General features: G+C 44.2%; 18 protein-coding genes and 1 tRNA gene. 11 read left to right on the top strand and 8 right to left on the bottom strand.

All coding sequences use genetic code 11. The features are described from left to right. Window positions 1-125 precede the first annotated feature (125 nt). Together FE810_RS09520 and FE810_RS09515 are read left to right on the top strand one after the other, a co-directional pair. Entirely contained in the window at window positions 126-2,642 is a 2,517-nt protein-coding gene (locus FE810_RS09520; RefSeq protein WP_138319820.1) for a M13 family metallopeptidase, read from the top strand. Window positions 2,643-2,779: 137 nt separating this feature from the next. Then, window positions 2,780-3,226: a hypothetical protein gene (locus tag FE810_RS09515; RefSeq protein WP_138319819.1), complete on the top strand. Its 447-nt coding sequence runs from the start codon at window positions 2,780-2,782 to the stop codon at window positions 3,224-3,226. A 248-nt stretch (window positions 3,227-3,474) separates the two neighbouring features. Here FE810_RS09515 and FE810_RS09510 read toward each other — a convergent pair whose 3' ends face one another. Together FE810_RS09510 and rdgC are read right to left on the bottom strand one after the other, a co-directional pair. Continuing rightward, window positions 3,475-3,846 (bottom strand): ribosome recycling factor family protein, encoded by a 372-nt coding sequence (locus tag FE810_RS09510; protein ID WP_138319818.1) that lies wholly within the window; start codon window positions 3,844-3,846, stop codon window positions 3,475-3,477. Between the two features lie 320 nt (window positions 3,847-4,166). Further along, a complete protein-coding gene (gene rdgC, locus FE810_RS09505; protein WP_138319817.1) occupies window positions 4,167-5,087 on the bottom strand; it encodes a recombination-associated protein RdgC in 921 nt (306 codons plus the stop codon). 60 nt (window positions 5,088-5,147) lie between these two features. Here rdgC and FE810_RS09500 point away from each other — a divergent pair, with 60 nt between their 5' ends. After that, on the top strand, window positions 5,148-5,492 hold the full coding sequence (locus FE810_RS09500) for a phage holin family protein (RefSeq protein ID WP_171022322.1): 345 nt from the start codon (window positions 5,148-5,150) through the stop codon (window positions 5,490-5,492). A 274-nt stretch (window positions 5,493-5,766) separates the two neighbouring features. Here the strand turns inward: FE810_RS09500 and FE810_RS09495 are convergent, their stop codons facing one another. From FE810_RS09495 to FE810_RS09480, 4 genes are all read right to left on the bottom strand, one after another. Next, a complete protein-coding gene (locus FE810_RS09495) occupies window positions 5,767-6,006 on the bottom strand; it encodes a hypothetical protein (RefSeq protein WP_138319816.1) in 240 nt (79 codons plus the stop codon). 208 nt (window positions 6,007-6,214) lie between these two features. Beyond that, complete coding sequence (phoR, locus tag FE810_RS09490; protein ID WP_138319815.1) at window positions 6,215-7,546, bottom strand: phosphate regulon sensor histidine kinase PhoR; 1,332 nt, start codon at window positions 7,544-7,546, stop codon at window positions 6,215-6,217. 6 nt (window positions 7,547-7,552) lie between these two features. Next, window positions 7,553-8,245: a phosphate regulon transcriptional regulator PhoB gene (gene phoB / locus FE810_RS09485; RefSeq protein WP_138319814.1), complete on the bottom strand. Its 693-nt coding sequence runs from the start codon at window positions 8,243-8,245 to the stop codon at window positions 7,553-7,555. A gap of 205 nt (window positions 8,246-8,450) precedes the next feature. Beyond that, on the bottom strand, window positions 8,451-9,392 hold the full coding sequence (locus FE810_RS09480) for a porin (protein WP_138319813.1): 942 nt from the start codon (window positions 9,390-9,392) through the stop codon (window positions 8,451-8,453). Between the two features lie 314 nt (window positions 9,393-9,706). Here FE810_RS09480 and FE810_RS09475 point away from each other — a divergent pair, with 314 nt between their 5' ends. After that, window positions 9,707-10,675, top strand: coding sequence for a PstS family phosphate ABC transporter substrate-binding protein (locus FE810_RS09475; RefSeq protein WP_138319812.1), 969 nt, complete (start codon window positions 9,707-9,709; stop codon window positions 10,673-10,675). A 239-nt stretch (window positions 10,676-10,914) separates the two neighbouring features. Here the strand turns inward: FE810_RS09475 and FE810_RS09470 are convergent, their stop codons facing one another. Then, window positions 10,915-11,415 carry a glycine cleavage system transcriptional repressor gene (locus FE810_RS09470; protein ID WP_138319811.1) on the bottom strand — a complete coding sequence of 167 codons (501 nt, stop codon included), beginning with the start codon at window positions 11,413-11,415 and terminating at the stop codon, window positions 10,915-10,917. A gap of 258 nt (window positions 11,416-11,673) precedes the next feature. Between FE810_RS09470 and FE810_RS09465 the strand changes: the two genes are divergently transcribed. Then, window positions 11,674-13,329 (top strand): dipeptidyl-peptidase 3 family protein, encoded by a 1,656-nt coding sequence (locus tag FE810_RS09465; protein ID WP_138319810.1) that lies wholly within the window; start codon window positions 11,674-11,676, stop codon window positions 13,327-13,329. Between the two features lie 159 nt (window positions 13,330-13,488). Beyond that, window positions 13,489-13,573, top strand: a tRNA-Leu gene (locus tag FE810_RS09460). Between the two features lie 129 nt (window positions 13,574-13,702). On the opposite strand, the gene FE810_RS09455 is transcribed toward FE810_RS09460, so the two are convergent. Next, window positions 13,703-14,893, bottom strand: a complete 1,191-nt coding sequence (locus FE810_RS09455) for an FAD-dependent oxidoreductase (RefSeq protein WP_138319809.1) — start codon at window positions 14,891-14,893, stop codon at window positions 13,703-13,705. A gap of 409 nt (window positions 14,894-15,302) precedes the next feature. Between FE810_RS09455 and FE810_RS09450 the strand changes: the two genes are divergently transcribed. The 5 genes from FE810_RS09450 to FE810_RS09430 all read left to right on the top strand — a co-directional run bounded on the left by FE810_RS09450 (window position 15,303) and on the right by FE810_RS09430 (window position 20,402). After that, the gene (locus FE810_RS09450; RefSeq protein WP_138319808.1) at window positions 15,303-15,653 is read left to right on the top strand and encodes a hypothetical protein; all 351 of its coding nucleotides are present in this window, start codon (window positions 15,303-15,305) and stop codon (window positions 15,651-15,653) included. 554 nt (window positions 15,654-16,207) lie between these two features. Beyond that, a complete protein-coding gene (miaB, locus tag FE810_RS09445; RefSeq protein ID WP_138319807.1) occupies window positions 16,208-17,659 on the top strand; it encodes a tRNA (N6-isopentenyl adenosine(37)-C2)-methylthiotransferase MiaB in 1,452 nt (483 codons plus the stop codon). A 112-nt stretch (window positions 17,660-17,771) separates the two neighbouring features. Then, entirely contained in the window at window positions 17,772-18,848 is a 1,077-nt protein-coding gene (locus tag FE810_RS09440) for a PhoH family protein (protein WP_138319806.1), read from the top strand. A 170-nt stretch (window positions 18,849-19,018) separates the two neighbouring features. Next, entirely contained in the window at window positions 19,019-19,465 is a 447-nt protein-coding gene (gene ybeY, locus FE810_RS09435) for an rRNA maturation RNase YbeY (protein WP_171022326.1), read from the top strand. 55 nt (window positions 19,466-19,520) lie between these two features. Next, window positions 19,521-20,402: a CorC family transporter gene (locus FE810_RS09430; RefSeq protein WP_138319805.1), complete on the top strand. Its 882-nt coding sequence runs from the start codon at window positions 19,521-19,523 to the stop codon at window positions 20,400-20,402. The last annotated feature ends 108 nt before the right edge of the window (window positions 20,403-20,510 follow it).

Below are 20,510 nucleotides of genomic sequence, written 5' to 3'. Positions count from 1 at the left end.
GATTCAGATGCCAACATCGGTCGCTCAACTCCCCCCTTTTGAAATTCTTGTCTATATTTAATTAATTAAGCAATAACAATGGTTAGTGATCTGGAAGATTGCTGCGCACTAAAACGGAAACCTCCATGGTTCGAAGCCTGGTCATAACATTTTTACTGATTACCCTTCTTTCTTGTTCGGTTGGTACACGGCAATCTACGCCAGCCACCTACCGTTCTGGGATCCCTCTGGAAAATATGTTACCAGAAGAAACCCCGGGCAAGGATTTTCACCGATATGTAAACGGTCATTGGCAAGACTATGGTTTATTACCGGCGGACCAACATCAGTATGATGTCTATGATGAACTGCAAGAAAGAGCCAACGATGCCGTCTTACAAATTATTGAGCGAGCGGCACGCACACGCTACGGAAATGGCACCGATGAACAGAAAGTCGGAGATCTCTATCAGTCCTATCTGGACTTTAAACGTCGCGATCGCAAAGGTTTTTCCCCACTAAAGCCGACACTAAAAAGAATCAATGAGATTAATAGCCGCGCTGACTTTGCAAAATACCTCGCTTTCGCCAACAAGGTTGGTTACAACCCACCATTTAATTTACGGGTAGATATTGATCTGGAGGATACCTCTAGCTACATGATATCCACCTGGCAAGCAGGGCTCGGTCTACCCAATAAACAATACTATTTGAGCGATGAGCAAAAGTATCGCGATTTGCGGCGTGAGTACCGGGCACATGTGCAAAGTATGTTTGAGCTTGCCGGGATCGCCGATGCAGAGCTTGCGGCACGTAAAGTCATCACCTTGGAAATGGAACTTGCGAGCCACCATGAAGACAAGCCGGATAACCGCAATGGCGATCGTCTCTACAATAAATTCCTCTATCACAACCTGCCGCAAATCATGCCTTATTTTGACTGGAAAGAGTTTATGACGGATGCCGGGCTCAGAGATATCGATGGCCTGGTCGTCCCCCAAATCGATTATTTGCGTGGTCTGAATGAAATGCTGGTCACCAGCGAACTTGACGATTGGAAATTATACCTGACCTGGCACGCCATACACGCAAACGCGAATAATTTAAGTCGCAGTTTTGCCAGCCAGCATTTTGCCTTTTATGGCAGAAAGCTGAACCAAAAAAGAGCGATGAAAAGACCGAAACTGCGCGCCGTTGATGTCGTTAATAATGTGCTCGGTGATATTGTTGGTAAAACCTATTTAAAAGAACAACTGACCGTCCAAACATCGAGAAGCCTCCAACAAATCACCAACAATCAAATACGAGCGCTATCCAATCAGGTCGATGATGTTGACTGGCTTGACGGCGACACTCAGGATATTGCTCTGGAAAAACTCGAAGGCCTTACCGTCAAACTCGGTGGTCCACAAGTTTGGCAGGATTATGCCAATCTAACCATTCGATTCGATGACTATTTTGGCAATCGCAAGCGTGCCGCGGTGTTTAATTATCATCAACAGTTGATCCTGTTAAACCAGAAGGTAGATCCAAAGCGATGGCAACAACTCCCTCAATCGGTGCGCATATCCTATCTTCCAGAACGCAACGAATTGGTGATACCTGCAGGCGCATTACAACCTCCCCTGTACGATTTCAACGCCGAACAAGCCGTTAATTATGGTGCAATTGGAACCGTTATCGCCGACCAATTAATCGCCAGCATTGATGGCGCCGGCAAAAGCTTTGACCCACGGGGAATTTATCGTCCCTGGTGGTTAGATGAAGATCAACGCGAATACCAAAAACTCAGCAAACAAGTTGCTCAACAATACGATTTATTGGCTCTGAACCCCGAACATGAAACCCAGTTGCACGCTCAGGCATTGCTTGCCAAAGCTCAAGCCAAGGCTGCAGAAGAAGCCTTGGCAGCCGCAAAATTGCGTGCCGAAAATCCAGAACTTGAACCGGAACTTGAACCGGAACTTGAACCAGCGGAACTAGACAATTCAGACGTAACAGATGGAGGCAATGCCCCTGAAGTTAATGAAACTGAAGGATTCGAACAAAGCGAAGAAACCGAAAGCCAGGTGCAAGAGCAGTTATTTTTGACCTCCGAAAACGATGAGTTTCCCTCGGTAAATGAAGCGTCATCTGAGACAAACGACGAATTTCCATCGGCTAACGACGAATTCCCATCTGCAAATTTAAATGAACAGACGAATACAGATCTTGCCTCAATGCAACCGGATGGCGCCAGTGGTGATTCATCATTATCCCCCGAGAGCGATAAAACCCAACAAAACCCACAACAGCAAACCGTTGCAACCGAGCCACAATTTCCGATGGTGAACGGTCAGCAGACGTTGAATCAAAGCCTCTCTGATATCAATAGCCTTGCTGTCGCATTAAACGCATACCAATACGCGTTATCCGGTCGCACCAGTCCCACCGTTGATGGTTATACCGGCATGCAAAGGTTTTTTATCGGTTATGCCCAGCGCTGGCGTGTTCTTTACAGTCCCGAGCGACAAAAACAAATACAACAACAGGAAGACTACCTGCCGCTGCGATATCGGGTGAACGGTGCAGTGCGCAATATGGATGAATTTTATCCGGCTTTTGACATTACCGAACAAGACCAATTATACCTAGAGTCAGATAAACGAGTAAAAATTTGGTAGCGCGGTCTGATAAGTGTGTTGGCCGCATCAATGAAGTTTTACATGGTTAAGGCCATATCATGGGTACCTTTAGACACTCGCGTTATGTCTGAGCCTCTACTATCCTCAAAGTACTTGGATTTATTAGGAGTTTTGTTATGAAGTCTTATTTAGTCAGCCTTGTTGTGATCGCATCATCCCTCACTCTATTGAACGGTTGCAGTAGCAATTCCGACGAAATTGAAGCGTTACAAAATCGCGTTCAACAACTCGAACAAGCTCAGCAAATCAATAATACACTGGCCAGAGATACCCACACGAAACTTATCGCAACCATGACTGCGGGTTTAGAAGGTCAGGAGCCAAGCATATTTTTAACCCCAGAAGCGCGATTCTTTCTCGCGCCGGAATTTTGGCAAAATAACGTTAGCGATGAATACAGTCAATGTGTCTATTCCTGTGCCAAAAATGCCTATTCGGGTTACGAAGCTTGCGGTTTGAATGAACAAGCAGAGCAAAATGGCTGTAGCCAAAGAGTTCAGGATGCGGCTAAGGTTTGTCAGCTAACCTGCATTAATCGATTTAGACCAGTAACCACGCCTTAAATTGTTATCCGCGTATCTTTCACCAGAGATCTCGCAGGGGATCTCACCGTTTGGAATGATGATTTGCTAGCGGTGATTTAGATCACTTGGCCTGAGCGACGATTCAACCGTTGTTTGATTGGCCGAGTGCCGTTTTTTTAGCCCGACGAATCTCGTAAACCTGCTTTACCTAAACCCTGAATACGCCCCTGAATATGCCCGAAAAAAGCAAAGGCGGTTACTACCTAGTCGGTAACAACTTATCCGGTTTAATCGTCCTGCCATTCATAAATATCAATTGCCGCTCGGGCTTCTCCAATCGTACAGCTCGCCAGGCTCACCAGCTCTTTGACACTGATCCCAGGGTTTCTCGATACCAGGTTCACCAACTCTTTTTGCGTCAACTGACCACGACTTTCTTTGAGTTTGGTCAGCACCCAGCGCCAGCTTGGCTCGTCGGTTTGCTCTAATTCATGAATCAAGGCCGTTAATTGTTCACGATTCGCGGAAAGCCGCCAGTTGCGCGAGCGGCCAATACGGCTAAGATCTGCGCCACTATCACGGATGATCGCTTTGGCTTCATAAGCGCGCATTACGCGTCGCAAAAATGAGGGGAGTAAAATATGGATTAACTGCGCCATTTGAATCAACAAAAATGCATGAATTTACCAATCAGAACAGTAGTATATCAGCACGAAAAGCACATTAACATTGTTAGTACATAAGGTTGTGAGTACGCCAATAAAAGGCATTGGCTTCGAGTACACAAAATCAAGATTTTGTTCCGGGTATGGGCAAACAGCGCCCTTCAGGTTGACAGCCGCTTTAACCCGAAGCGATAAGGTTTATCGCGTACCCGAAATGAATCTCCAATTCATGTGCTTGGAGTATCGCTTGTGAGATACGTACCTTTTTCAATATAGAGCTCTCACAAGAATAATTTTTGTTTCTTGTGTTGGCTCTACTCTTCGAGATAACTATCCGTTTTCAAACCAAACTGGGCCAGCAAATCATCAATAAAACGATTAAGCTCGCCGGTCATCAAGGTAAAGTCGGCATCGATTTTAACGAGAATATCATCACTTTGAATGTCTGCATTTTGTTCATGGATCACATCAAAAAACTTCACTCGTTTTACACTTAAATCTTCGGCCAGCACACAAGATAGCGTTTGGTCCCAATCAAAGGCGATTTTCACCACTTGTTTGTCGGTATTTAAATGGGCAAGAATTTCATCGGACAATAAATCCTGATTCTTACAACGAAGTACCGCCGCATCTTCACCCAGAGCTTTTAATTCCCCTTCAAAGCCAATCAGGAATTGTTCTGGTAAAGTTTGCTCTAACAACCAGCTGGTCATGATTGTTTCGGCCCCGGTTTCAGGCGCAAAAGAAGTCACTGGTAACGTCCCCAGTGATTTTCGCAACAATGCCAGAAAATCTTCGGCTTTGCCGCGTGAAGAAGTATTAATTACAATGATATTTTTATCGGGACAAATGTAACCTTGCGTATCACTGATGCGCGAAAATGCCCGCGGCAATAGTTCAAAGGTAATATCTTCTTTAAACTGCTCTTTTTCTTTCTTGGTTGCTTTACGGGAATGCTCTTGTTCAATTTGATCCACTTTCTCATCAAGCGCTTCTTTCACAACCGAAGCCGGCAGAATTTTTTCTTCTTTGCGAGCTGACAATAAATAACAGCCGTTCGCATGGTGCAACAAGCGCTGACCGTGTTTACCAAGTGCATTACTCCAGCCAAAATGAGACATTTCGGTTTTACCACAGGGGGTAAACTGATTTTCCTGAAGTTGGCTTTCAAGCTCGTCTTCGTTTATGGTAAACGGACGCGTAAATGCAAAAATATATAAATTTTTAAACCACATGGACGTATTCCTGTCCCCTCACATGGAAATACCGGGGATCGTTATTGAGAAGGATTTGAGATGGGCATCATAACCAATATCTTACTGCTGAGTATATCTATTTTTTTAGTTTCCAAAATGATGTCTGGCATTCATCTAAAAAGCTTCTGGACTGCCGTGGTTGTCGCCATTGTATATAGCATTGCCGATATTCTGCTGTACTGGTTACTGGTGATTATTTCCATGCCATTGATTATCATCACCTTTGGCTTATTCGTCTTTGTCTTAAATGCGTTTTTGCTCTGGATAACCGATCAAATCCTCGATGACTTTGAAATTGAGGACTTGGGTACCACCCTTGTCGCGTCATTAATTATCACCGTGATCAATCTGATTTTGGGTTGGATATTTTTACCTGCAGGGTAAGCCAGGGTCATTGTTGCCTTTTGCCAAGGTGTCATTTTATTGCGATATTAACGCTTTTGCACACCATTGTCTGGCGACAGGTATTGGCAAATTAATCAAGTCTGGGGCTGGGAAGTTTGATCAATATCGGATCATAGATTTTAAATGTGCCGGAATGCCGTAATATCAAACTGATTTTATTCATATATTCGAGCGATTGTTCACTCTCATAAAGAAATGTAATACGGGCGTTATTACACCCCGGAGGTAAGGCGTTAATGCGTTGTTTGAAGTATTACTCACTAATTTGCGAGCCATAGGCGTATAAGTTATTGTATTTGTCCACCTTGATGCGTATCGGTAATACCTCATTTCCTGGTGTACATAACGACGTTGCCGTTTTTACGTTTTTAGCTTTTGAGCGATTTAATTGCGAATGATAATTTTTAGAATCAATCACGTGGCTATATTCGTTAACCGATACCTTGGCATCGCAACCAAGAATCACAGTGCACACCGCAACACAAACTACCATTTTCAAACATCCCGCAACCATAATGATATCCAATTGAAAACATTAAGTTTTATCACGTTTACATATTTCCTGATTGAATTCAACTAATACTACGAAATACGACGTATCGTAAATCCCTTTGAATATAAGCTCTGTTCAGGAAAATGAGACGTTGGTAATTAAACGGTAAACATCGCGGTAATTAATGCGCTACAGCCGACGCTGAGATTTAAAAAGTCGATTGCTGGTGAGGATAGTTTTCGCCAAGAATAAAGCTGTCCTCGGCAGGGAATTCGATTCGAAAAGTTGAGCCCTTATGCAAAATGCTTTCAATATGCAATTGCGCGTTATGATGCTGGGCGACATGTTTGACAATCGCCAGACCTAAACCGGTTCCGCCTGTATTTCTGGAGCGAGATTTATCGACTCGATAAAAGCGCTCGGTTAAGCGGTCAATGTCTTCGGGTCGAATACCATCGCCGGTGTCGCAAACCTGATACACACAATGATCGCCAATTCGCTGCCAGCTGACTTGGATTTCGCCGCCGTCACTGGTGTAGTTGATTGCATTCACCAGTAAATTTGCAAACGCACTTTTTAATTCCGACTCATTCCCCATCACGCCAAGGGTTTCATCAATATCAAAGGACATTCGATGCTGTTTATTCTTATTTAGCACCGAGGCATCTTCAACTAAGGCACTGATCAGATGAGGAATATTCACCATAGTTCGAATTTCACTATCACCGGAGACCTCCACCCGAGAGAGTATAAGCAGTTGTTGAACCAGTCGGTCCATGCGCGTGACCTGCTGTTCAATGGTGTCAAATGAGCGCGACCAGTGATCAGAAAAATCGTTATCTTCCTGGATCATCTCGACATACCCGCGCACCACAGTCAACGGAGTTTTTAACTCATGGGATACGTTGGCAATGAAATCACGACGCATTTTCTCAACCCGGTGTAATTGGCTGACATCACGGGCAAGCAACAACAGCTGTTTTTCGCCATATGGCATAAACCGTAGCTCTAATTGTTGATCTTCATTGTCGGGGGATTCAAGCGAGCAAGGTGAGGAAAAATCTTGTTTGCCGACATAATTTGCCAGCTCTGGCGAACGTACTAAATTGGTAATGCGTTGGCCATTATCCAAAGGCCAGCGAATGCCGAGCAAAGACGTGGCTTTTTTATTGCACCAGCGGATACAATAATCTAAATCCAATACGATAGCGGCATCGGGTAGCGCTTCTGCACCATCGCGAAATTTGCGGATCCGGGCATTTAATTCACGTTGTTTTCGGCGGTATTTTTGAGTTCGTCGGTAGATGCCATCGTAAATATGGCCCCAGACGCCGTGCGACTCAGGGGGAGAAATCAGATTTTTCTGCCATAGCCAATTAATTAGTTTAAGCAGATGTTGGTAATTCCAAATCAGGGTAATGACTGCACCGCACAATAGCACTAACAGCAGTTGGTCAAACAGCAAACCAACAACCACAAGGCAACCAATGAGCGTTAAAACTCGACCGAAAAACTGTTTTAACGAAAAGCGGTAGATCATAGTTGATTAGTTAACCTTACTGGAAAATCGATAGCCTGCACCGCGTACGGTTTGCACAAACTCTTCATGACCATCGCCCGAAATAGATTTGCGTAGCCGCCGAATATGCACATCCACCGTTCGGTCTTCCACATAAACATTGGTTCCCCAAACATTATCAAGTAATTGTTCTCTGGAGTAAACTCTTTCGGGGTGAGTCATAAAAAAGTGCAGCATCTTAAACTCTGTCGGCCCAAGTTCAATTGGCTTGTTATCGATGGCAACACGGTGTGAAACCGGATCTAAGCTAAGGCCTTTGAACTCGATTAACTCTTCTAACGCCGTTGGCACCACGCGACGGATCACCGCTTTAATGCGAGCAATCAGTTCTTTGGGAGAAAAAGGTTTGGTCACATAGTCATCAACACCAACGTCAAAGCCTTTCACTTTATCGTCTTCGTCGGAGCGAGCCGTTAGCATGATGATTGGAATTTTTCGAGTGTAGTCGAGCTGCTTCATCTCCTTGGCAATTTTAATGCCGCTACCACCGGGTAACATCCAGTCCAACAATACCAAATCCGGCAGCGGGTCAACTAAACAAGCCTTTGCTTCGTTATAGTCTGCCGCTTCGATGGTATTAAAACCATTTTGCTCGAGCACAAAGGTGATCATTTCCCGGATCGGCGCTTCATCTTCAACAACTAATATTTGTCGGTTCATAGTCCTTCCTGACAAACTGATTAACTAAACACTAACCTCATTGTGCCTACCCAAGATGACACTTTTATGACAGTGTTCATAAAAAGATCATCAGTTATACCGTTGCAATTAGCAAGAAAAAAGCCGCATTAAATGCGGCTTCTTTATTGTCCGGGTTAAGGGGCGTGATTAAACAGGATGTTTAAACCCTTGACTGCCCTCAAACTTAGAATTTATATTCGATACCGGTACCGAAATAGTTACGGTCAGTTGCATCATCAAATTGAAAGTCGGTGTAAAACGCCATGATTTTGGCATTTTTGGCAAGTTTATAATCAACACCAACGGTGTAGCCAGTCGCATCGTCTGACGTTACCAAACCCGTCTCTTCCAATTCATAATTGCCGCTTTGAAATTGGCCTTTAAGATCCCAGTTTTCGATAGAATATTTTGCTGAAACAAAGTATCCGTCCAATTCTTCACCGGAATCAAGATTTTCCTGATTCTGGATCATCGCACCTAAAACAATGCCCGCTAACTTGGTTGAAACCGTTGCACGATTAACATCATACCCTTTAACATCACGGTCCATGGCAACTGAAGCGAACCAATCTGTTTGCTTCAATTGATTGTCCCCGTAAAACAGTGCTGCACTGACGCCTTCGTCATCCTCATTGGCACTACCGTTAGTTACGTAAGTAAGACCTAACTGGAACTGGCCAAATTTTGGAGTCTTGTAGGTTACGGTATCACGAAGACGGTTTTCACCTTGAAAAATATTTTTGATATCGCCTTCCATATCGTTGAATAAATCAACTTTACCTTGCGACTGCTTAGTAACCGTATCGTTTTTGCCCAGTACTAATTTACCGAAGCTTCCTTCCAAACCGACATATTGATTGCGTCCAGAGATGTTTTCGTCACCTTCACCGTCTACATCAACCTGTACTTCGAATTTAACAATCACTTTTAAGTCATCACTAATTTCATAGTGAGAGTTAACCCCTAAACGTGATGCGTTACTTTTCACTTCCGAGAAACTGCCCTCACCTTCGTCAGAAAGTTGAACAGTCACGTTGGCTTTACCATAAAATTCGTTGTTTGCTAAAGCTGTCGAAGAAAATACAGTGAATACAGCGAATGCTGCCGAAGTTTTTACTAAGTTCATTGCGCTACCCTAAAGATTAATTGGCTAATAGTAATTTTTGTTGAGCGCATTGTGACATTTGAATATGACACTTTTGTGACAAGTTAAAATTTTTTTCCCTTATTTTTAGACGCCGCTGTAAGCATTAACTTTTCATTAATAAAATGGTATCTGAAATATAATATTTATCGGGAAAGGCAACGATTCGGCATAGGATGATTTGGTTGTAGTTACATCGTTTTAAATATTAATTCACGACTTGTCATAAAAGCGTCACAATTAGTTCTTAAGATAATTTTGAATTTTTTAATCAAGACAAATCTTGGGAGAATACAATGACGATGAAGCGAGTATTAACCGCGGTAAGTTTTACGATTGCCACGTTCACCAGCCAATCTACATTGGCAATGGATGAGAATCTACCCGAATACAAGAAAGTAAGTGGTATTTCTGGCAACCTTTCTTCTGTGGGCTCTGATACGCTTGCCAACATGATGACATTTTGGGCGGAAGAATTTAAGCGCAATTATCCAAGCGTGAACATTCAGATCCAGGCGGCAGGTTCTTCAACGGCGCCACCTGCATTGACGGAAGCCACCGCCAATATGGGGCCAATGAGCCGCAAGATGAAATCTAAAGAAATCCAGGCTTTTGAAAAGAAATTTGGTTATAAACCAACACCAGTGCGGGTTGCCATTGACGCATTAGCGGTGTTCGTGCACAAAGATAACCCGATTGAAGGTTTGAGCATTCAACAGGTTGACGCGATTTTTTCTAGCAACCGTAAATGTAAAGGCGAAAAAGACTTTGATCGCTGGGGTGATCTTGAACTCACGGGTGACTGGGCTGGGAAAGACATTCAACTGTATGGCCGAAACTCTGTATCAGGTACTTACGGTTACTTTAAATCCAAAGCCTTATGTAAAGGGGATTTTAAAAATACCGTAAACGAGCAACCGGGCAGCGCCTCAGTCGTGCAATCGGTTTCCGCTTCACTTAACGGTATCGGTTATTCAGGTATTGGCTATAAGACTTCTGGTGTTCGTGCCCTGCCCCTGAGTAAGAAAGGTAACGATTACGTTGATGCCAATATGGATAATGCTATCTCTGGTGACTATCCACTGTCTCGTTATCTGTATGTTTATGTGAATAAGCATCCAAGTAAGCCATTAGCGCCAAAAGAAGCCGAGTTTTTAAAAATGCTTTTATCGAAGTCGGGGCAGAAAATTGTCGAAAAAGATGGCTACATCCCACTTCCGGCAACGGTATCTGAGAAAGAATTGAAAAAACTTGGGCTTTTTTAATCGTTAACGATTAACGCCTTATAGTTGAAAGCCACCGCCTGGTGGCTTTTTTGTTTCTCTAGAAAAATATTTTTACTTATTTGCATCATACAGGCTAATCCGGTAATTTCACTTAGTGCCAACGGCCGAGTTGAGCTGTGAGTTCAAGCGGTGAATGACGCAAGGTGACGTGCTTTTTCTGAGCCCTGTCACCTATTATCTTAAGGAAATTTCAATTTCCGTTATCACACGAAGAAGCGTTAGTTTACGACCACATCAACAATTAAATCGTCTGCGATCCCTTCTAACGCTCCAACTAATGCATCAATATGCTCTTCACCGGTAATGGCGATGGTAGCAGTCGCTTTAAATAGTTTCTGGCCAAAATGCGGTGCATTTCCCTGAGTACTGACCAGCTTTACCAGATTGCCGCCCTTGGCATGAATAACGGACGAAATTTCTCCAATAATACCGATTCGATCATTGGCGGTAAGATCCAATCGTATGGTTGCATCAGCCGCCGATTCCGGCTCGGCCACCTGAGTAGATATTTGCAATCCGTCGATACTTTCAAGCGCCGACAACAGACCATCGCTGTGCTCACTATCGACCGAGACCTCCAAAATACCTGCAAAAAATCCCGATAACTTGCGCATACTTGAGGTTTGCCAGTTACCATGATGCTGTTTTACGGTTGTCGCCAGCGTATCAACGATACCGGGTTTATCCTTACCTAAAAACGAAATCACAATATGTTTCATAGCCTTTCCCTCATAAAATATCGAAACTACTTTGATAAGTTAACGCAAAATTCATCATTTTGCTCAAAAAAATGAATCTTCGCAGGTAATAATGTTTAACGGTGTGAAGGCACTGGTAAAACAACACAAGTTGCTATTGTTACGATAATTTTCTAGTCTTTCGCCATAGCTAAGGACTGTTCATTGACGCTACTCGCCAAGAAATGGCGACGAAGTAAACAGTTCTCACACTGCCAAAAATTGTCATGGAGTATTTTTATGTTGGCTTTAAAATCAATTTCACGCTTAAGCGCGGCGATATTACTTGCCACCAGTCTCGGTAGCATGCAAGTAACTGCGACCGAAAAGCGCCTCACATTAAAACCAGAATTTAAAGAACGCCTGAATATCTATCAGGAAGTTGAACTCAATGCCGACCTTAGCCATTTAAGTGATAATCAGCGTGAGATGTTGTCCTTGCTTATTGATGCTTCAAAAATTATGGATGAACTGTTTTGGTTACAAGCCTATGGCGAAGGAAAAAAAGAACTGCTGAAACAAATTGATGATCCGGCGGTAAAACGTTTTGTCGAGATCAACTATGGTCCCTGGGATCGTCTCGATGCTGACAAACCATTTCTGACCTCGGTGGCAGAAAAGAGTGAAGGGGCACAATTTTACCCGGAAGATATGAGCAAAGAAGCGTTTGAAAACGCCGATTTTAAAGGCAAAACGTCATTATACACTGTCGTGCGCAAAGACAAAGAAGGCAACCTTTTCTCGATCCCCTATTCGGAAGCCTATACCGATCACATTGATCGCGCGGCGGCGATTTTAGAAAAAGCGTCGACGTATGCCGATGATAAAGCCTTTGGCAATTACTTAAAAATGCGCGCGAAAGCGTTGCGCAGTGATGAATATCAGGCATCCGATATGGCTTGGATGGATATGAAAACCAACCCCATTGATGTGGTCATCGGCCCGATCGAAACCTATGAAGATTTATTGTTCGGTTATCGCAGCGCCTTTGAATCCTATGTCTTGGTCAAAGACATGAGTTGGAGCGACAAGTTGGCGAAATATGCCGAACACCTGCCCAAACTTCAGAAAGATTTACCGGTGAAAAAAGCCTATAAAAAAGAAGTGCCAGGATCCGATGCCGATCTGAATGCGTACGATGTTATCTACTACGCGGGTCATTCCAACGCCGGCGGTAAAACGATTGCCATTAACCTGCCAAATGACGAAGAAGTTCAATTACAAAAAGGCACTCGCCGCCTACAGTTAAAAAATGCCATGCGCGCAAAGTTTGACGCCATTATGTTGCCAATTTCCAAACAACTGATTGTTGAAGAAGACCGCAAACACGTCACTTTCAATGCCTTTTTTGCCAATACCATGTTCCATGAAGTGGCTCACGGTTTAGGCATTAAAAATACCATTAATGACAAAGGCACCGTGCGCCAGGCGTTGAAAGAACATGCTTCTGCCTTAGAGGAAGGGAAAGCGGATATCCTTGGGCTGTATATGGTGCGTCAATTGTTAGCCGAGAAGGTTATTACCGAAGGTGAGTTAAAAGACTACTACACCACATTTATGGCGGGCATTTTCCGCTCTGTGCGATTCGGAGCCAGCAGCGCCCATGGCAAGGCCAATATGGTTCGTTTTAATTACTTTGCCGACAATGGCGCGTTTTCCCGCGACGAGCAAGGTTTATACAGTGTCAACATGGAGAAGATGACCGCAGCAATCGATTCATTGTCGGAGCGGATCCTGACATTACAGGGTGATGGCGATTATGATGGTGTCGGCAAGCTCATGGAAGAATCGGGAATGATTAAAGAAGCGTTGGCGGCAGATTTAGCCAAACTTGAAGATGCGCAAATTCCAGTCGACATTGTCTTCAAGCAAGGCAAGATGGTGCTTGGACTTTAAGCCGATATGATCATGCCTCGAAAAGGCGCTAATTTTGCGCCTTTTTTGATGACACATCCCGCCTTGTGAGCATTTATCAGACAAACGAACAAATTTTTTAAAATTCCTCATAAAAAAAGCTTGCGCTTTAAATTGCCTTCCCTATAATGCACATCGTTCGCGGGAGTGGCGGAATTGGTAGACGCGCTGGATTTAGGTTCCAGTATCCTAGGATGTGAGAGTTCAAGTCTCTCCTCCCGCACCATTAAAAAACTCCGAAGCTAATTTCTGATGAGATTAACTTCGGAGTTTTTTTCGTTTATCACGAAAAAATCAAGGGGTCAGAGTTGTTGATGGGAAAATCAACAACTCTGACCCCTTGATTTTTTTTAGCTTACAAGCCGCAGGCGTAAGCCAATACCTTGTCTTTAATCGGTCCAAGCCGTTGAGCGCCGAAGAGCCCTAGATTTCGTAACAGTTTTATTGGTCCCGAAGGTTGTTTAAAGCCTCGGTAAATTAAATCCATGGTTGTCATCATCAACAAATTATCATTGCGACGCTGTTTCTCATAACGCTGTAAAACCTTCGCACTTGCGTAATGCTCGCCCGAACCTATCGCGGTAGCTATCACTTCCTGTAACGCTTTTACATCTTTAAAACCAAGGTTTACCCCCTGCCCCGCTAACGGATTGATGGAATGGGCGGCGTCACCAAGCAAAACAACACGGCCTTTCACATATTGATTAGCATGGCGCCGAACCAAAGGGAATGCCGCTTTATCAACAACCTCTATCTGGCCGAGGCGTTTCGGAAAATGGTCTAGGATTTTTTGTTGGAGTTGTGCGTTTGACAAATTTGCCAATTCGTTGATGGTATTGGGTTTGTCGTACCAAACCAACGATGCGCGATTGCCCGGCAAAGGTAACATTGCCACCGGAGCACCATCAATAAAATGCTGCCAGGTAATGTCTTGTTGCTCGTGCTCAGTGATGACATTAATTAACATCGCCGAGTGCTGGTAATCCCAACCGCTGGTGCCAATCTCTGCCATCCGACGCACATTAGAATTGCCACCATCGGCACCAAGCAGCAACTCACAGTAAATTTCTTTGTCGTCGATGCGGGCAATTACCTTGTCTGGATGACAGTCAATCGCTTGCAGATTTGCCGGTGCAAAGACAGTAATGTTGGGTTTATTTTGCATTTGTCTCCAGGCAGACGCCTGCAACAAATGATTTTCAACGATATGGCCAAGATGAGACTGTTTGATTTGATCGCAATGAAATTCAGCATAACTCATGCCATGCTCCCAAACGCCAAGACGTCGATAAGGACATGCTCGCCATTCCAGCACTTGTTGCCATATTTGCAATTGTTGTAAAAACTGCTCTGAGCCTAGGGATATGGCAGATACCCTGAGATTAAAATCTTGCGTGTCAATAAATGACGAGGCTTCAGCCAGCAATTCAGGTTGGGGTTTATGGGTATCAACCAACGCAATTTTCAGCCCTAATTCCGCTAAGGCGACCGCTGTAGTCGCCCCAACCATACCGCCACCGATAATCAGACAATCAAATCTTTCCATTAACCTGCCCATTTGCCTATAAAGCTTTGTGTGATCACTAACTTATTGACGATTCCAACCATCATAAGCCAATCCATTTAACTGAAATTGTAAAGGACAAGGTAGTATTGATGCCAGAGCAAAAGAAAAAAAGTAATGGGAATGAAAAATTTCCCTGCCACTATTTCACCACTTCACGGACAAAAACCGAATTTCCACTTATTTAACAGCAAGTTAAATCATGAGTCGATAAGTTGCTGGTTTTTCAGGTTAAAACGTTGATCTTAAGGAGAGTGTAACAAAATCTCTGAAAACGCGCTTTTAGACATAAATAGTTACAACCCCTTTGCAACGATTTTTTAACATCTCCTATCTTAAGATGCAGTTCTATTAACTACGCAATCATTTAAATTTCAATCAGGAAATCATTATGAAAACTCCATTAGTCCCCTCGGTGACCACCTTCATTATCGCAGCTCTAGCAACCGGTCTGTTTATGTCCCATGCGACGCAAGCAAAAACCAATGCCCCTTCGGACACAATCGCAACCTCAGGTGCCATTGCGACATATACCGTCAACTATGTTGATAAGGTGGATACCATTAGCCAAACAACGCAGCATGCATTGCAGTATCTTGACTATCAAGGACAACTAGAAATCTACAATCAGGCTCGCCAGACCATTGCCGATATTGGCAAGCAAACCCGCCAAATCAATAACCAAATCGCCCAAACTGGTGCCGGTGAAAATTGGACGGATAGCGACAATGCCGCGAAATAGTCTGTATCGGGTAAGCGCCCTGCAGCACCGTCCTGTAGCACCTAGTGCCGTTATTTGGCGTCCAACGAAAGACAACGAATAACGGTACTCGATGGCAGTACTAGAGGTCAGTGCTGGATATCTGTGATTAATTACTGCGATTGATAGCAGTAAACTAAAGTCAGTAAATGCAAAGCAGCAATGAATTGTAAAACTGGGCATTGCTATTCGCGCTTATTCCAAAATATCAGCCGATTTACAAAGACAAATGTATCTTTTGGCAGCACTGAGAATGCACCCGCCGTGCACCCGCGCACAATAACTACGTAAACTCCTTCCGAACTTTACAAATTAATAACAGCCTGATAGTGGCGTGGCGTGCCAAGAAAGAGTAAAATATGCTCCTTTTTTATTTAGACACTGCTCACGCGCCAATTCATCGCATTTTTGATTGTTAAAGGTGTCGCCGAAACGGATTGTCGCGGGAATGATTATTCCATCCCTGACAGGTGAACCATTCCCTGAAACACAGGATATACTTTGAGCAGTACAAAGACTTACTTAGGCAAACGTGCATGACTAAAAAGCTGTTTATTAAGACCTGGGGCTGCCAGATGAACGAGTACGACTCGCAAAAAATGGCTGACCTGTTAGATTCCACCCATGGTTTGGTTGAAGCAAAAGAACCGGAAGACGCGGATGTTTTGTTACTGAACACCTGCTCTATTCGTGAAAAAGCGCAAGAGAAAGTATTTCACCAATTGGGACGTTGGAAGAATCTTAAGGCCAATAATCCAGATTTAATCATCGGCGTTGGTGGCTGTGTCGCCTCTCAAGAAGGCGATGCGATCCGTCAACGCGCGCCGTTTGTAGACATCGTATTTGGTCCGCAAACCTTGCATCGTTTGCCAGAAATGATCCAACAGGTAACGGGAGAGCACAGCTCCGTCGTCGATGTCAGCTTTCCTGAGATTGAAAAATTTGACCGTTTACCGGAACCGAAAGCGGAAGGTCCGACGGCGTTTGTTTCAATTATGGAAGGTTGTAGCAAATACTGTACGTTCTGTGTTGTACCATACACTCGCGGCGAAGAAGTGTCGCGTCCATTGGATGATGTACTTTACGAAATTGCCCAATTAGCCGAACAAGGCGTTCGGGAAGTGAACCTTCTCGGGCAAAACGTCAACGCGTATCGTGGTGACACGCATGATGGCAGTGTATGTCGCTTTTCCGATTTACTCCGTCTGGTAGCCACCATCGATGGTATTGATCGCATTCGTTACACCACATCGCATCCAGTCGAATTTACCGACGACATTACCGATGTTTATGCCGATGTGCCTGAACTGGTCAGTCACTTGCACTTGCCAGTGCAAAGCGGTAGCGATCGCATTTTGAATATGATGAAACGTGGTCACACAGCAATCGAATACAAGAGTAAAATCCGCCGCCTGCGTAAGGTTCGCCCTGACATCTGTATGTCTTCGGATTTCATTATCGGCTACCCGGGTGAAACCGATGACGATTTTGAAGCGACCATGAACCTGATCAAAGCCATTGATTTTGATCTGAGCTTTAGCTTTATCTACAGTGCCCGTCCAGGTACGCCTGCCGCAGATGCCGTAGATGATGTTACAGAAGCGACCAAAAAGCAGCGATTAAAGATTCTGCAGGATCGTATCAATACTCAGGCGTTGTCCATTGCCCGGAAAATGTTAGGGACCGAGCAACGGATCCTGGTAGAAGGCCCATCGAAAAAGAACCCGATGGAACTGCGCGGCCGCACAGAGAACAACCGAATCGTCAACTTTGAAGCACCGCATACCGTAATCGGCCAGTTTGTTGATGTCGAAATTACCGATGTGTATAGCAACTCATTGCGCGGTAAGTTGATTCGTACCGAGAGTGAAATGGGGCTGCGTATTGCCCATTCCCCGGCGGACATTCTTGCTAACCAGCATCACCAAAAGCAAGCTGCCTCTGGCAATGCTTCGGATAACCTAGGTGTTGAAACTTACACGCCATAACGAGTGAATAGGATCCACTAGGTGGGTCCTTTGCTTGCAAAACATAAAGCCAGGCTTCGGGGCTGACAAAAATTTTACCGACGCGATAATAAAGGACATATGGTTTAACATAATGAAAACCAGCTTAGATTTAACTCTGGAACCCATGGATAATCACAGGCTTGCCAATTTGTGCGGCCCTTTGGATGAGAACCTGCGCAAAATCGAGCGCCTGTTAGGGGTTGAAATCGCCTATCGCGGCAATGCGTTTAAAATTCACGGTAATCACACCCACAGTGAAGCTGTGGCTCGATTAATCAAAGAGTTATATATTGAAACCGCGGAAGTGAAAGGCAAAGCGGGTAATATCACCCCAGAAATGCTGCATCTGGCCATCCATGAAGTCAATATTCTTGAACAAGGCTCAGATCACGAAGTCGATTACGAAAAAATGGTGACGATCAAAACCAAACGCGGTTTGATCAAGCCCCGTAACGAAAATCAGAAGACCTATGTCCAGAATGTCCTGACCAATGATATTAGTTTTGGTGTTGGTGTTGCCGGTACCGGTAAAACCTACCTTGCTGTCGCCTGCGCCGTTGATGCGTTAGAGCGTCAGGAAGTTCGCCGTATCCTGCTTACCCGTCCGGCGGTAGAAGCGGGCGAAAAACTCGGCTTCTTACCCGGCGATTTATCGCAAAAAGTCGACCCATATCTGCGCCCTTTATATGATGCTCTTTTTGAAATGCTTGGTTTTGAAAAAGTTGAAAAACTGATTGAGCGTAACGTCATTGAAGTTGCGCCTCTTGCCTATATGCGTGGCCGCACTTTAAATGATGCGTTTATTATTCTGGATGAAAGCCAAAATACGACGGTGGAACAAATGAAAATGTTCCTGACCCGTATCGGTTTTAACTCCAAAGCCGTCATCACCGGGGATATTACCCAGGTCGATTTACCCCGCGGCCAGCGCTCCGGTTTGCGCCATGCAATTGAGGTATTGGATAATATCAAAGGCGTTAGTTTTAATTTTTTCCAGTCAAAAGATGTCGTTCGGCATGCCGTTGTGGCACGAATTGTGGAAGCGTATGAGCGCCATGATACCAAACAATCTCAAGCGACGTATCAGGCAAAACGCCAAAATCAAAGCAACACGACGAATCAGGCGACTCCGACGGAGCAACCAGATCAGGAAGAACAAAAAGATTAATTTTTAAACAATATTGCGGAACTTTTGCGGATAATCAGACTCTACTTGATTGTCCTGGGTGCGAAGCCTGGCTGTATCTGAAGGCCTCGCCACCCTAGGCACGAATTCGATTGACGTATCCCGTTCCCGCCAACCTAGAAGCAACCACATTGACGACACAAACCAATACACTGGATTTACAAATTGCCTGTGATGACCAACACGACCTTCCGGCTCTGGATGATGTGCAATTATGGGTCGATACCGCATTGGCGCACTATCAAAAAGATAGCGAACTTACGGTGCGTATCGTCGAGCTTGAAGAATCACAACAGCTAAATCGTGAATATCGCGACAAAGATAAACCCACCAATGTATTGTCATTTCCATTTGAAGTGCCAGAGGGTATCGAAATGAATTTGTTGGGAGATCTCGTCGTTTGTGCTGCAGTGGTGGAACAAGAAGCCCGCGAACAAAGTAAAACGCTACATGCCCATTGGGCTCATATGATCATCCATGGGTGCTTGCATTTATTGGGCTATGATCATATAAGAGAAGAAGATGCTGATGAAATGGAAGCTTTAGAGGTTAAGCTATTGGCATCATTAACAATCGATAACCCCTATATAACCGACTAATTGTTTCTGACAACTGGTCTTTTTGATTTATTTACAAAGGTGAAAATACTGCTCTATGAGCGACGACAACCCGCACTCTAGCAACGGCTCTTCCAAGTCCTTTATGGAAAAAATTGTACAAGCATTTACCGGAGAGCCGCAAAACAAAGAAGAATTGGTCGAAGTATTACAAGATGCTCAAGACCGTGAATTGATAAAACCCGCTACCAAACAAATGCTCGAAGGTGTATTGGAAGTTGCCGATATGCGTGTTCGAGACATTATGATCCCGCGCTCACATATGGTTACTGTAGATATCCAACAACCGGTTGAAGAATTTCTGCCGATTGTGCTTGAATCTGCCCACTCCCGTTTTCCGGTTATCAACGATGATATTGACCATATTGAAGGCGTCTTGTTGGCCAAAGATTTATTGTCTTATGGGTTTACCAAAGAAGCGAGTAGTTGCACGCTGAAAGACATTATTCGTCCGGCGATTATCATCCCGGAGAGTAAACGCGTAGAGCCTTTGTTAAAAGAGTTTCGCCAGCAGCGCTATCATATGGCCGTTGTTGTTGATGAATATGGTGGGGTTTCTGGCCTGGTAACCATTGAAGACATTCTTGAATTAATCGTTGGCGAGATTGAAGATGAGCACGACGACTTGCTCGAGCGAGAAATTCGTCGATTGGCCGGGAATGTCTTTCATGTCAAAGCACTTACCGATCTTGACGATTTTAATGAATATTTTAACTGTGATTTTGACGAAGAAGTTGCCGATACCATCGGTGGCTCAATCATGCATCGTTTTGGTCATATGCCACTTCGCGGCGAAAGTATTGCTATCGATGGCTTTGAATTCAAAGTCGTATCGGCAGATAAGCGCCGTATCCAGCAACTGCAAGTGACCGTTCCGAAGGAACATGAAATTAATGGTCGTTTAGTCGATGAACGCTAAACCTGAACTGCGATAAATATTGACTAAGGGTTTTGCGAAATATGCGGCGATCTGTTTTGAATCAGTCCCGGATATGCGTAAGACCCTTTTCGACTTATCCCAAACACA

The sequence above is a fragment of the Thalassotalea litorea genome, assembly GCF_005843925.1.
GTDB lineage: Bacteria > Pseudomonadota > Gammaproteobacteria > Enterobacterales > Alteromonadaceae > Thalassotalea_A > Thalassotalea_A litorea_A.
Note: the sequence above shows the minus strand (reverse complement) of the source record. Positions and strands in the feature narration are given on the sequence as shown.